The sequence below is a fragment of the Kitasatospora sp. NPDC048298 genome (genome assembly GCF_043201465.1).
GTDB lineage: Bacteria > Actinomycetota > Actinomycetes > Streptomycetales > Streptomycetaceae > Kitasatospora.
Genome location: NZ_JBICYZ010000065.1, coordinates 43,602 through 56,346, shown reverse-complemented (window position 1 = coordinate 56,346; position 12,745 = coordinate 43,602). Strand labels below are relative to the sequence as shown.

Here is a 12,745-nt window from a genome sequence, read left to right as displayed (position 1 = left end):
CTCGGCCAGACCGTCGTCATGGTCACCCACGACCCCGTCGCCGCCTCCTACGCCGACCGCGTCGTCTTCCTGGCCGACGGCCGCATCGTCGACGAACTCCACCACCCCACCGCCGACACCGTCCTGGACCGCATGCGCCGCTTCGACGCCAAGGGCCGCACCAGCTGAGCCCTCGGCCCCGAACCGCACCCGTCCCCCGAGTACCCCAGGACTGACACACCCTCATGTTCCGCACCGCACTGCGCAACGTGCTCGCCCACAAGGGCCGACTGCTGATGACGGTACTGGCCGTCATGCTCGGCACCGCCTTCGTGGCCGGCACGCTGGTCTTCTCCGACACCGTCGGCAACGCCCTCAGGACCCAGAACTCCAAGAGCTACACCGACATCGCCGTCACGGTCAGCGACAGCGAGGCCGCCGGCCGCGCCTACGGCGGCCACGACCAGGCCGCCACCACCGGCCCGACCCTCACCGAGGAGACCCGGACGAAGGTCGCCGCGCTGCCGGGCGCCGCCGAGGTCCGCGGTGTGGTCAGCGGCTTCGCCGGCATCGCCGACAAGAAGGGCGCGCTGATCGGCAACGGCTTCTCCACCACCGGCACCAACTACGTGCCGGGCGCCGACGGCACCGACCCGCGCTACCCGCTGGTCGAGGGCCGCGGCCCGAAGGACGCCACCGAGATCGCGCTGGACGCCAGGACCGCCGAGAAGGGCGGCTACAAGGTCGGCGACACCGTCCGGGCGGCGGTCAACGGCCCGGTGATGGAGCTCAAGCTCACCGGCACCGTGCACACCAACGACCCGCGCGTGATGGCCGGCGGCTCGCTGGCCGCCTTCGACACCGCCACCGCCCAGCGGCTCTACCTGACCCCGGGCCGCTTCGCCCAGCTGGACGTCAAGGCCAAGCCGGGCACCGACGACGCCGCGCTGCTCGCCGCCGTCAAGCAGACCGTCCCGCAGGACGGCATGATCGAGGCCAAGACCGGCCGCGAACTCGCCGCCGAGCAGGACCGGATGATCGAGAAGCTCACCCGGGTCCTGAACACCTTCCTGCTGGGCTTCGCGGGCATCGCACTGTTCGTCGGGATCTTCATCATCGCCAACACCTTCTCCATGCTGGTCGCCCAGCGCACCAAGGAGCTGGCCCTGCTGCGCGCCGTCGGCGCCACCCGTCGCCAGATCACCCGCTCGGTGCTGATCGAGGCGCTGCTGGTCGGCCTGACCGCCTCGGTGACCGGTCTGCTGGCCGGCATCGGGATCGCCGTCGGGCTCAAGGCGCTGCTCAACGGCCCGATGGACGCCAACCTGCCGGACGGCCCGCTGATCGTCGCCCCGAGCACGGTGATCACCGCGATCGCGACCGGCGTGCTGGTGACGGTCGTGGCCGCCTGGCTGCCCGCCCGCCGCGCCTCCCGGATCGCGCCGGTCGCGGCGATGAGCGCGGTCGAGCAGCCCGCCACCCAGAAGGGCCTGCGGGTCCGCAACACCATCGGTCTGCTGTTCTCCCTGGCCGGCTTCGCCGCGCTGGCGGCCGGTGTGGGCGGCAAGGAGGTCAAGCTGGTCGGCCTCGGCGCCGGCACGCTGCTGATCGGCGTGTTCGTGCTGACCCCGATGCTGTCCCGGCCGCTGATCGCGCTGTTCGCCCCGCTGCTGCGCGCACTGTACGGCGCGCCGGGCAAGCTGGCCCAGGAGAACGCCGTCCGCAACCCGCGCCGCACCGCCGCGACCGCCTCGGCGCTGACCATCGGCGTCACCCTGATCACCTCGCTGACCGTGATCGGTGCCTCGGTGAACCAGGCCCTGGACAAGGCCACCGCGACCGACCTCAAGTCCGACTACACGGTCGCGATGCAGAACTTCTCGAAGCTCTCCCCCGAGGTCGCCGCCCAGATCGCCAAGGCGCCCGGCGTCAGCGCGATGAGCACCCAGCGCACCGTCCCGCTCAACATCGGGCAGGGGCAGGAGGACAGCGAGTGGGTGACCGCGGTGGACGCCGCGACCATCGACCAGCTGGCCACCATCAAGGTCAGGGAGGGCTCCGCCGACGCCCTCAAGCAGGGCAAGCTGCTGGTGAGTTCGGGCCGTGCCGAGAACGCCGGCTACAAGGTCGGCGACACCCTGGCCGTCACCTACCCGGACGGCGCCAAGGGCTCGCTGACCGTCGGCGGCATCCTGGAGGCCAACACCGCGCTGGCCGGCGTCGTCGCCCCGGAGGCCGTGGTCGGCCCGCACGCGCTGCCCGGCTCCGGTCTGGACAGCGTCCTGGTCAAGGGCGTCGACGGCCCGACCGAGAAGCTGAAGCAGACGCTGCGCGACGCGAGCGGCGGCAACCCGCTGATCGCGGTCAAGGGTCAGAAGGAGATCAAGGCGGAGAGCCGCCAGATGGTCACCGGGATCCTGAACATGATGTACGGGCTGCTCGGCATGTCCGTGGTCATCGCGGTGCTCGGCGTGGTCAACACCATGGCGATGTCGGTGTTCGAGCGCCGCCGGGAGATCGGCATGCTGCGGGCGGTCGGCCTGGACCGGCTCGGCATCCGCCGGATGGTCCGGCTGGAGTCGGTGCTGATCGCGCTGTTCGGCGGGCTGGTGGGGGTCGGCCTCGGCGTCCTGGTCGCCTGGGCGGGCGTGCGCACGATGGCGGACAGCCTCAAGGGCATCAGCACCGTGGTCCCGCCGGTGCAGACCGTCGGCTTCCTGCTCGCGGCCGCCGTGATCGGCCTGCTGGCCGCGCTCTGGCCGGCCCACCGGGCGGCGAAGCTGGACATCCTGGACTCGATCAAGAGCCAGTAGCGGTCCGCCGGTAGCAGTCCAGGGCACGAAGCCGGGAGCCCCCGGGGCGGTTGGAGAAACCGCCCCGGGGGCTCCGTCGTGTCGTCAGCCGGAAGGCGTCAGTTGAACAGGACCTTCTCGTTGTTCGGCTGGAGGGTGCCGGTGGTCAGCCCGGCGGCCGAGACCAGCAGTTGGCCGGCCGGCTTGCCGTCGGTGCCGAGCACCTCGGCGGTGACCGGCGTGGTCTCGTCCGGCGCGGTGACCTGGAGGCCGGTGAGCACGTGGCAGCTCGCGTCCGACTTGTCGCAGGCGCTCCACTTGAGGCCCGCGTAGCCGGACTTGTTGGGCTTCAGGGTGACCAGCACCGCCGGCCCGGGGTGCGCGTCACGGTTGGCAGCCAGCGCGTCCGGGCTGTTGTCGGCCTTCAGTCCGCCGAAGCCCGGGTAACCGTACAGGGTGCAGTTGTGGTCGCTCTTGTTCTTGATCGTCAGCATCGCCGAGCCCGCGCCCTTGAGCTGCACGGTGGCGGTGATCTCGTCGCTCTTGCACCGCGAACCGGCCGCCTGACCGGCCATCGGGTCGCCGGGGACGGTGGCCCCGGCGGCGCTCGCCTTCGGGTCTCCCGGCTTGTCGTCCGTGTACTTCACGTCGTCGCACGCGGTCAGCACGACGGTCGCCGCGAGGGCGGCGACACCGACGGCGACTAACCTGGCAGGCCTGCGAACGGTCATGGTCCCCCCAAGGGTGAGTAATGGCATGGTGCTGTCACCCTAAGTACGAAGGCCGTGGCAGAACGGTTCCACTGAGGCTGCAGTTTGTCAGAGCTGACCGTTTTCTTCCGTTTCCTGACTGATTTCGGCCGCTCATGGCGAGAACCGGCCGCGGTCATGCGAAACCGCCCCGCCCGGCGGGTGCCGGGCGGGGCGGTACGGGTGTCGACTCGGGGGTCGAACGGCCGGATCAGGCGGCCGGCTTGGCGGTCACCCGCTGGGCGGGCTTGGCCTTGCCGCCGCCGAAGAGGTTGAAGAACACGGCCAGCGTCGGCAGCAGGTAGAGCAGCCAGACCACCAGCTGGAGCACCGTCGGGTCCGGCTGGAAGTTGAAGACGCCCTTCAGCAGGGTGCCGTACCAGCTGTCCTTGGGGATGGTGCTGGAGATGTCGAAGGCCACGCTCTGCAGACCGGGCAGCCAGCCGGCCTCCTGCAGGTCGTGCACGCCGTAGGCGAGGACGCCGGCCGCGACCACGACCAGCATCGCGCCGGTCCAGGTGAAGAACTTGGCCAGGTTGATCTTCAGCGCGCCGCGGTAGAACAGCCAGCCGAGCACCACCGAGGTGAGCAGGCCGAGCACGGCGCCGAGCAGCGGGTTCCAGCCGTCACCGGTGGCCTGGACGGCCGTCCAGATGAACAGCGACGTCTCCAGACCCTCGCGGCCGACGGCCAGGAAGGCGGTGACCACCAGGGCGGTGGTGCCCATCGCGATCGCCGCGTCCAGCTTGCCGTGCAGCTCGGTCTTCAGGTGCCGGGCGGTGCGCCGCATCCAGAACACCATCCAGGTCACCAGGCCGACCGAGATGACCGACAGCGTGCCGCCGAGCGCCTCCTGGGCCTCGAAGGTGAGCTGCGAGGAGCCGAACTGCAGCAGGGCGCCGAAGGCCATGGAGAGCGCCACGGCCGAGCCGACGCCGATCCACACCGGCGCCAGCTTGTCCTTGCGGCCGGTCTTGACCAGGTAGGCGATCAGGATGCAGACGACCAGGCTGGCTTCGAGGCCTTCGCGCAGGCCGATCAGGTAGTTGCCGAACACGCGGGCTCCTGGGGGGTGTAGAGGTGGTACCGGGGGAAGCGGAGGGCGTCAGCCGAACAGGGCCTGACCCCACCACTCCCCCGGCTTGCGCACGCCCGCCGGGCAGGCGAAGTGGGCGGAGCCGACGTGCTGGATGTACTCGTTGAGCTTGTCGCTCGCCGCGAGCTTCTGCTGGAGCGGGACGAAGGCCTTGCGGGTGTCGCGCTGGTAGGCGAGGAAGAACAGCCCCGCGTCCAGGCGGCCGAGGCCGTCGGTGCCGTCGGTGAAGGAGAAACCGCGGCGCAGGATCATCAGGCCGCTGTTGGCGTCCGGGTGGGCGAGGGCGACGTGCGAGGTCGCGGGCATCGCCGCCAGGTCCGGGGCGTCGTGCTCCTTGCCCTTGCCGTACGGGGCGCCCTCGCCCTTGGTGCGGCCGAAGGTGTCCTCCTGGTCCTTGAGCGAGGCGCGGTCCCAGGTCTCGATGTGCATCCGGATCCGCCGGGCGACCAGGTAGGAGCCGCCGGTCATCCACTCCGGGCCGTCGCCGGGCGCGGCCCAGACGTGGTCGGCGAGCTTCGCGGTGTCGGTGCCCGCGATGTTGTGGGTGCCGTCCTTGAACCCCATCAGGTTGCGCGGGGTCTGCTCGTCCGGGGTGGTCGAGGAGGTCTTGCCGAAACCGAGCTGCGACCAGCGGATGTTGACGGTGCCCATGCCGATCCGGGCCAGGTTGCGGATCGCGTGGACGGCGACCTGCGGGTCGTCGGCGCAGGCCTGGACGCAGATGTCGCCGCCGCTGCGGGTCGGGTCGAGCTTGTCGCCCTTGAAGTTGGGCAGGTCGATCAGGGCCTCGGGGCGCTTGGCCTGGAGGCCGAAGCGGTCCATGCCGTCCTTCTCGAACAGGCTCGGCCCGAAGCCGATGGTCAGGGTGAGCCGGGAGGCCGGCAGGCCGAGGGCCTCACCGGTGTCGTCCGGCGGCGCCTCCGGCGAACCGGGCACCGCGCCGGTGCCGACCTCGCGGCCGCCGGTCATCGCGGCGGCCGCCTTGGTCCACTCCTTGAGCAGCTTGACCAGGGACTCCTTGGTGGCCTTCTCGGAGACGTCGAAGGCGGCGAAGTGCAGCCGGTCCTGGACCGGGGTGGAGATGCCCGACTGGTGCTCGCCGTAGAACGGCACCTCGGCGCCGACCTGGGTGGCGGCGACCGGGACGGCGTCGTCCTGGCGGGTCGCCGCGGCGACCGAGCCGACGGCGGCGGCGCCGAGCGCGACGCCCGCGCCGGCCCAGCCGATGACGGCGCGGCGGCTGACCGCGCTCTTGGTCGCGGTGGCGTCGGCGGTGGCCGGCGTCCCGTTCTGCTGCTCGTTCTCCGCGTCCATCGGCGGGCGGGCCCTTCTACTGTGCTGGGGACTTCTACGCTGGCCCACCGAGGCCGTGGGGCCCGGATCGCGGGCCGCCACGGCGTCGGCGGGGTGGTACGGGGTGTGCCTGGCCGGTTACTTGACGACCACGGCGGCGGCCAGCTTCGACAGCGGCTCGCCCAGCGAGTTGACCGCGTCGGAGAAGGTCTTGCGCTCGGCCTCGGTGACCTTGTCGTAGGAGGTGAAGGTGCCGTCGGCCTGCTTGAACTTGGCGAGCAGGGCGTTGATCTCGGTGAACTCGGAGTCCAGCGTCTTGGCCAGCTCCGGGTCCTTCTCGGCGGCGACCGGCTTCAGCAGCTCGTAGGCCTTCTGCGCGCCCTCGACGTTGGCCTGGAAGTCGGCCAGGTCGGTGTGGCTGTAGCGCTCCTCCTCGCCGGTGATCTTGTTGGTCGCCACCTCGTCCAGCAGCTCCTTTGCGCCGTTGGCCATGCTGGTCGCGGTGATCTCGGCCTCGGGGATCTTCTTCTGCCAGTCCTTGAGGTCAGCGACCAGCTGGTCGGCGAGCTTCTTCTCGTCGTCGCCGATCTTCGCGTCCACCCAGAGCGACTTCTCCAGCTTGTGCCAGCCGGTCCAGGCCTGGCCCGGCTCCAGCTTGTCCTCGCGGGTGTCGGTCTTCGGGTCGATGTCGCCGAAGCTCTCGGCGACCGGCTCGGTGCGCTCCCAGCCGGTGCGCGAGGGCGCGTACAGCGACTTGGCCTTCTCCAGGTCGTCCGCCTTGATCGCGGCGACGAAGGCCTCGACGGCCGGGATGGTGGTGTCGGCCTGCTCCTGGGCGTACTTGCGGTAGGCGTCGACGGCGGCGGCCAGGCGCGGGTCGGCCGACGCGGCGCTGCCGCCCTCGCCGGTGACGGTGATCTTCTGGCGGATGCCGTTGCCGACCATGCCGGGCTTGCAGGCGATCTCGTACGAGCCGGCCTTGATCTCGGCGTTGATGCTGGCCTTGGTGCCGGGGCCGATGTTCTCGCGCTCGGTGACGATCTTGTCGCCGTCGCCGTAGACGTAGACCTCGGTGGTCTTCGAGCCCTTGTTGCTGATGTCCAGCACGACGTGGCCGGCCGGGAAGCTGGTCTTGGAGACCTCGCAGGCGGTGTCGGTCGCGTTCACCTTGACCGCGTCGGAGGAGGCCGCCTTGTCGTCCTTCTTGGACGCGCAACCGGCCAGGGTTGCAGTCGCCACGGCGAGGGTGAGCAGCGCGGCTGCGGTGGAACGGCGACGGGCGGACATGCGGGCTCCAACGGAAAGAGGCATGGGTGTGCCAAGGCGGTGCGGCCGGCCGGGGACCAGCAGACCATCATTAGCTAAGGCATACCTTACGTAAAGACCGTTTACCGTCTACACCCACCCCCCGAACCGTTACCTTTCCGGAGTCCGGCGGGCCGCGGCCCGGGCCGTCCAGCGCCCCTCGTGGCGGCTGATCCGGATCGGGTGGCCGAAGGTCTCGCTGATCAGCTCCGTGGTCATCACCTCGTCCACCGGTCCGGCCGCGACGCACTCGCCGCCGCGCAGCAGCAGGGCGTGGGTGGTGCTCTCGGGCAGCTCCTCCAGGTGGTGGGTGACCAGCACGCCGGCCAGTTCCGGGTGCTGGTGGCGCAGCAGGTCCAGGCTGTCCAGCAGCAGCTCGCGGGCGGTCAGGTCGAGTCCGGTGGCGGGTTCGTCGAGCAGCAGCAGCCGGGGGCTTGGCATCAGCGCCCGGGCGATCAGGGCCCGGCCGCGCTCGCCCTGGGACAGCGTGGTCCACGCCGCCTCGGCCATCGCCCGCATGCCGAGGGTGTCGATCAGCAGCTCGGCCCGCTCCAGCGCCTCCGGGGCGGGCTTGCGGTGGAACTCCGGCTCGATGGTGTTGGTATGCCCGGTGAGCACCACCTCGCGCACGGTCAGCGGCGAGCGCAGCGGGTGGCGCGGGTTGACGTGCCCGAGGTGGGCGCGCAACTCGCGGATGTCCACCCGCCCGAGCCGGCGGCCGAGCACGTCCACCTCGCCGCGGGTGGGGTGGGAGACCGCGCCGAGCAGCGCGAGCAGGGTGGACTTGCCCGCCCCGTTGGGGCCGAGCAGCGCCCAGTGCTCGCCCGGGTGGATCTCCAGGGTGATCCCGCGCAGCAGGTGCCGGCCGTCGCGCACGACGTCCACGTCCCGGGTGCGCAGCAGCGGCCCGTCGAAGTCGGGGGCGGATGAGTTCACGGGACTCCGATCGCGGCGCCGGGCAGGGGTGCGGGCGGGGCGGCGTGCCGGGCCGGCGCCGTCCGTACGCGTGCAGAGTACAACCGCCGGCCGGGGCCGGCCCCGGCCGTCCGAGGGGTGGACGCGCCATGACCCGGCCGCCCGGCGGGAGTTGGGGCCTCAGAGCGCCAACAGCCCCGCGTCGGTGGGGCGCAGGCCGCAGGCGTCGAGGTAGAGGGGGCGCAGGTGCGGCTCGAAGTCGACGTGCAGCCAGCCGCAGCCGGCCGCGCGGGCGCCGTCGGCCGCCTCGGCGACCAGCCGGCCGGCGACGCCCCGCCGCCGGACGCCCGGGGCGACCACGGTGTCGAGCAGGAAGGCGTGGGTGCCGCCGTCCCAGGCCAGGTTGACGAAGCCGACCAGGGCGCCGTCGGCGGTGCGGCGGGCGGTGACCCAGCCGAGGCTGTGCCGCTCCAGCCGGGCGAGCCAGTCGCCGGGTCGCACGGGGTGGCCGAAGCCCTCGGCGTGCAGGGCGTCGAGTTCGGGGTCGGCGAGCGGGCCGCGCCACAGGTAGTCGATCGTCACGACGGCACTGTAGAGCGCTTGTTAACTTCTGATCATTTTTTATCGACCAAGGACACGACTTGGCAAAGTTATGACCTTCCCTCTAGCTGAACCTGACTGAACCCCGTCAATCTCTGACGCAACTCCTTTCCCTGCACAGCTACCCCCACTGGAGTCAGAGTGACCCCCACGCCCTCCTCCCGCCGTGCCCGCGTGGCCGCCGCCGTCGCGGTCGTCGCCGCCCTCGCCGGCGCCACCGTCCCCGCCGCCACGGCGTCCGCCGCCCCCGGCGCGCGCGAGGCCGCGATATCCCAGGCCCGCGCCAACGTCACCCACAACGCGGGGGTGTTCGGCTTCGGCTCCGGCCAGGACCTCGTGCTCAAGGACGTCGTGCTGGACGCCGACGGCGCCTCGCACGTGCGCTTCGACCGCACCTTCCAGGGCCTGCCGGTGGTCGGCGGCGACCTCGTCGTCCACCAGGACGCCAAGGGCCGGCTCAAGGACTCCTCCCGGGCGGCCGCCCACGACGCCGCCGTGAAGTCGACCGTGCCGAAGGTGAACGCCCAGTCCGGCGCGGCCGGCGCGCTGGCCGCCGCCCCGGGCGTCAAGGACGCCGTCAGCACCCCCGAGCTGGTCGTCTGGGCCGCCGACGGCACGCCCCGACTGGCCTGGCGCACCACCGTCGAGGGCACCGGCGAGCACGGCCAGCCGGCCGGCAAGGTGGTCGTCACCGACGCCACCACCGGCGAGCAGATCGAGTCCTACGACGCCGAGCACCAGGCGGCCGGCACCGGCAACTCCGAGTACACCGGCACGGTCACCATCGACACCACCGCCAAGTCCGGCGGCGGCTACACCCTGACCGACCCGGTCCGCGGCCACGTCACCAAGGACGCCAACAACCTCTCCGCGAGCTCGCTCAAGGCCTCCTCCGGCACCGCGTTCAGCAGCACCACCAACGTCTGGGGCGACGGGAAGAAGTTCTCCTCCGACCGCTCCACCGCCGCCGTCGACGCCCACGCCAACACCGCCTGGACGTACGACTACTACAAGAACGTCCACGGCCGCAGCGGCATCAAGAACGACGGCAAGGGCGCCACCGTCTTCGTCCACGTCGGCACCAACTGGGACAACGCCCAGTGGTCCGACGCCTGCTTCTGCATGATGACCGGCGACGGCAACGGCAGCACCGACCCGGAGCAGGTCGACCTCGACACCATGGGCCACGAGATGACCCACGGCGTCACCAGCGCCACCGCCAACCTGCGCTACAGCGGCGAGTCCGGCGGCCTCAACGAGTCCACCAGCGACATCTTCGGCACCATGGTCGAGTTCTACGCCAACAACAAGGTCGACACCGGCGACTACCTGTTCAGCGACCAGTCCACCCCGCCGTGGCTGCGCCGCTTCGACAAGCCCTCGCTGGACGGCGGCTCCGCCGACTGCTGGAGCAGCAGCGTCGGCAAGCTCGACGTGCACTACTCCTCGGGCGTCGGCAACCACTGGTTCTACCTGGCCGCCGAGGGCAGCGGCAGCAAGACCATCAACGGCGTCACCTACAACAGCGCGACCTGCAACGGCTCCACGGTGACCGGCATCGGCCGCGACAAGGTCGCCAAGATCTGGTACCGCGCGCTGACCGTCTACATGACCTCCACCACCAACTACAAGGGCGCCCGCGCCGCCTCCCTGAACGCGGCCCGCGACCTGTACGGCGCCGGCAGCACCGAGTACAACGCGGTCGCGGCGGCCTGGAGCGGCGTCAACGTCAGCTGACGCCCCTCAGCCCGTCGAACAGGCCGTCATCACAGGGAGATCGGACGGCGCCGGGGCGGGCGGCGAAGGTGTCCCGGACGGACGGGCCGCGGCCGTCCTCGTCGACGGCACCCTCGATCCGGTAGGCGGCGGTGGCGACACCCCAGCGGAACCCCGCCGGCAGGTCGAAGCGGTTCGGCCTGGCAGCCTCCTGACGATGATGTGAGGCGGGGGTGTCGTCGAAGGTACCGGGCCGGACTCCGTCCGGCCCGGTACCTTCGAGGCGGCGATCGAAGGCCGACGCCGGGGGATCAAGCTCGGCCACCTCTTTCGAGGAGGTGTTCCAGTTTGACGAGCAGTCCGGCGAAGGCCTGGCGTTCGTCGCCGTCGAGTCCCGCCATCAGCTGTTGTTCCATCAGGCGGTGGTGGGAGAGGACCTGGTCGACGAGGCGTAGTCCGGGTTCGGTGAGCCTGAGGTGGATGATGCGGCGGTCGTGTTCGTCGCGTTCGCGGGCGATCAGGCCCTTGCGTTCGAGTTGGTCCGCGCGGCCGGTCATGCCGGAGCAGGTGACCTTCTCGCCGACGGCCAGTTGTCCGGTGGTCAGGCGGTGGGAAGGTCCCGCCTGACGTAGGGCGGCGAGCACGTGGAAGGTGGCGAGGGTGAGCCCGTGCTGCTTGAGCACGGGGGTCAGCTGTTCCTTCCAGAGCGCGATGACGCGGTACAGGCGGTCGAGCGGCCGTAGCGGTGAGGCCGGCAAAAGCGCGGGCGCGGGCTCGTCCTGGATCATGACCGTTCTTTCACTTCGCTGATTCGTCGGCGGGCACCGTGACCGCGCCCGGGCGGACTCGCGGTCCTGATGCAGACCCGGTGCCGACCTGGGGCAGGCCGGCACCGGACGGGCGTCGGTGCCGGTCAGGCGGCTGCCGGGGCCGGCTGCGGTGCGTGGGCCGGGCTGCGGTGCAGGCCCTTGTGGTCGTAGAGGCGGGTGACGGCGAACCCCAGGGCGAGCGCGATCGCGAAGCCGATGCCGACCATGGTCCAGGCGCGGCCGAGTCCGGCTTCGGCCTGTGCGCCGAAGTAGAGGATGGAGCGGACTCCGTCGACCACCTGGCGGAAGGGCTCGAAGCCGGCCAGGAACCGGTAGAAGCCGGGGAGCGCCTGCAGCGGGATGGTGCCGCCCGCGGAGGGGATCGCCAGGCCGACCAGCACCAGCATGGACACCAGCGGGCCCGGGGTGCCGAAGGCGGCGAGCAGGGCCAGCGCCGTGATGCCCATCGCCGCCGTGGCGCAGGTCCCGAAGAGCCACAGCATCGGCAGGTGGGAGGCGTCGATGCCGATGATGCCGAAGGCCGCGACCATCGCGAGGGCGGAGGTCAGCGCGGAGAGGGCGACCATGACCACGGAGGCGACCGCGAAGTGCCGGGTGCGGCTGATGTGCTGGGCGGGCGCGGTGCTGCGGAACGGGCCCTTCTCGCTGGCGACGTAGCCGAGCGCGGCGTCCACCTGGGTGTGGATCACGTTCGCGCCGAGCATGCCGCCCAGGACGAGGACGAGGGTGTAGAAGAAGGCACTCAGCCCGAGGCCGCTGTGCCCGCCGAGCGGGTGGCCCTCCTGGATCACGGCCTTGACGGGGTCAGTGATCATCAGCTGGGCCGCGGCGCCCGGGGCGGCCTGGCGCCCGGTCTGCTGCGCGGCCTGCTGCTTCGCGAGCTGTTCGGCGAGCTGGTGGCCGACCTGGGTGGAGGTGGCCTGGACGACCTTGCGGTTGATCTCGGCCGCCATCGAGGAGCCGAAGCTGCCGGCCGCGGGGTTGGTCAGCACCGTGATGGTCGGGGGGTGCGGATCGTGCTGGGCCGGCCCGGCGAGGGCGGCGACCGTGGCGGAGAAGTCGTCCGGGATGACGAGCGCCCCGAACACCTTGTCCTTGCCCAGCAGGTCGTCCGCGGTGGCCCGGTCGACCTCTTTCCAGGAGACCTTGCCCTTCAGGTCGTCGGCTCCGGTGATCTGCGAGGCGATCTGCGCGCCGAGGTCGATCCGCTGACCGGCCACCTGAGCGCCGCGGTCAGCGTTGACCAGCGCGATCGGCATGTCCTTCGTCGAACCGACCGGGTCGTTGTTGGCGCCCAGGTAGAGCAGCGACAGGACGAACGACAGCAGGCCGAGGATCACCGCGGACGACAGCCACAGGCTCTTCCTGCGCAGCAGTCCGCGGGCGCTCACGCTCAGGACGCGGGGTGGCTCAGACATCAACGGTGCTCCGGTTGCGATATCGCGCCGTCGTGGCGCTCCGAGTGACGAA

General features: G+C 71.2%; 10 protein-coding genes and 2 pseudogenes. 3 read left to right on the top strand and 9 right to left on the bottom strand.

What is annotated here, in order from left to right; translation table 11 throughout:
- Window positions 1-168 (top strand): annotated as a pseudogene (locus ACGF0D_RS34585) (ABC transporter ATP-binding protein); the annotation flags it as partial.
- A 56-nt stretch (window positions 169-224) separates the two neighbouring features.
- On the top strand, window positions 225-2,792 hold the full coding sequence (locus ACGF0D_RS34580) for an ABC transporter permease (protein ID WP_392923010.1): 2,568 nt from the start codon (window positions 225-227) through the stop codon (window positions 2,790-2,792).
- A 98-nt stretch (window positions 2,793-2,890) separates the two neighbouring features.
- Here the strand turns inward: ACGF0D_RS34580 and ACGF0D_RS34575 are convergent, their stop codons facing one another.
- From ACGF0D_RS34575 to ACGF0D_RS34550, 6 genes are all read right to left on the bottom strand, one after another.
- Window positions 2,891-3,502: a DUF4232 domain-containing protein gene (locus ACGF0D_RS34575; protein ID WP_392871586.1), complete on the bottom strand. Its 612-nt coding sequence runs from the start codon at window positions 3,500-3,502 to the stop codon at window positions 2,891-2,893.
- 229 nt (window positions 3,503-3,731) lie between these two features.
- Window positions 3,732-4,577, bottom strand: a complete 846-nt coding sequence (efeU, locus tag ACGF0D_RS34570; RefSeq protein WP_392923007.1) for an iron uptake transporter permease EfeU — start codon at window positions 4,575-4,577, stop codon at window positions 3,732-3,734.
- 48 nt (window positions 4,578-4,625) lie between these two features.
- The gene (gene efeB, locus ACGF0D_RS34565; RefSeq protein WP_392923004.1) at window positions 4,626-5,930 is read right to left on the bottom strand and encodes an iron uptake transporter deferrochelatase/peroxidase subunit; all 1,305 of its coding nucleotides are present in this window, start codon (window positions 5,928-5,930) and stop codon (window positions 4,626-4,628) included.
- A 117-nt stretch (window positions 5,931-6,047) separates the two neighbouring features.
- A complete protein-coding gene (gene efeO, locus ACGF0D_RS34560) occupies window positions 6,048-7,196 on the bottom strand; it encodes an iron uptake system protein EfeO (RefSeq protein WP_392923001.1) in 1,149 nt (382 codons plus the stop codon).
- Window positions 7,197-7,325: 129 nt separating this feature from the next.
- The gene (locus tag ACGF0D_RS34555) at window positions 7,326-8,150 is read right to left on the bottom strand and encodes an ABC transporter ATP-binding protein (protein WP_392871575.1); all 825 of its coding nucleotides are present in this window, start codon (window positions 8,148-8,150) and stop codon (window positions 7,326-7,328) included.
- Between the two features lie 159 nt (window positions 8,151-8,309).
- Complete coding sequence (locus ACGF0D_RS34550; RefSeq protein ID WP_392871572.1) at window positions 8,310-8,711, bottom strand: GNAT family N-acetyltransferase; 402 nt, start codon at window positions 8,709-8,711, stop codon at window positions 8,310-8,312.
- A gap of 159 nt (window positions 8,712-8,870) precedes the next feature.
- Between ACGF0D_RS34550 and ACGF0D_RS34545 the strand changes: the two genes are divergently transcribed.
- Window positions 8,871-10,466 (top strand): M4 family metallopeptidase, encoded by a 1,596-nt coding sequence (locus ACGF0D_RS34545; RefSeq protein WP_392922999.1) that lies wholly within the window; start codon window positions 8,871-8,873, stop codon window positions 10,464-10,466.
- A 40-nt stretch (window positions 10,467-10,506) separates the two neighbouring features.
- On the opposite strand, the pseudogene ACGF0D_RS34540 reads toward ACGF0D_RS34545, so the two are convergent.
- From ACGF0D_RS34540 to ACGF0D_RS34530, 3 genes and pseudogenes are all read right to left on the bottom strand, one after another.
- Window positions 10,507-10,635 (bottom strand): annotated as a pseudogene (locus ACGF0D_RS34540) (family 1 glycosylhydrolase); the annotation flags it as partial.
- 121 nt (window positions 10,636-10,756) lie between these two features.
- Entirely contained in the window at window positions 10,757-11,233 is a 477-nt protein-coding gene (locus ACGF0D_RS34535; protein ID WP_392922997.1) for a MarR family winged helix-turn-helix transcriptional regulator, read from the bottom strand.
- Window positions 11,234-11,358: 125 nt separating this feature from the next.
- Window positions 11,359-12,693 carry a YhgE/Pip domain-containing protein gene (locus ACGF0D_RS34530; RefSeq protein ID WP_392922995.1) on the bottom strand — a complete coding sequence of 445 codons (1,335 nt, stop codon included), beginning with the start codon at window positions 12,691-12,693 and terminating at the stop codon, window positions 11,359-11,361.
- Window positions 12,694-12,745 lie beyond the last annotated feature (52 nt).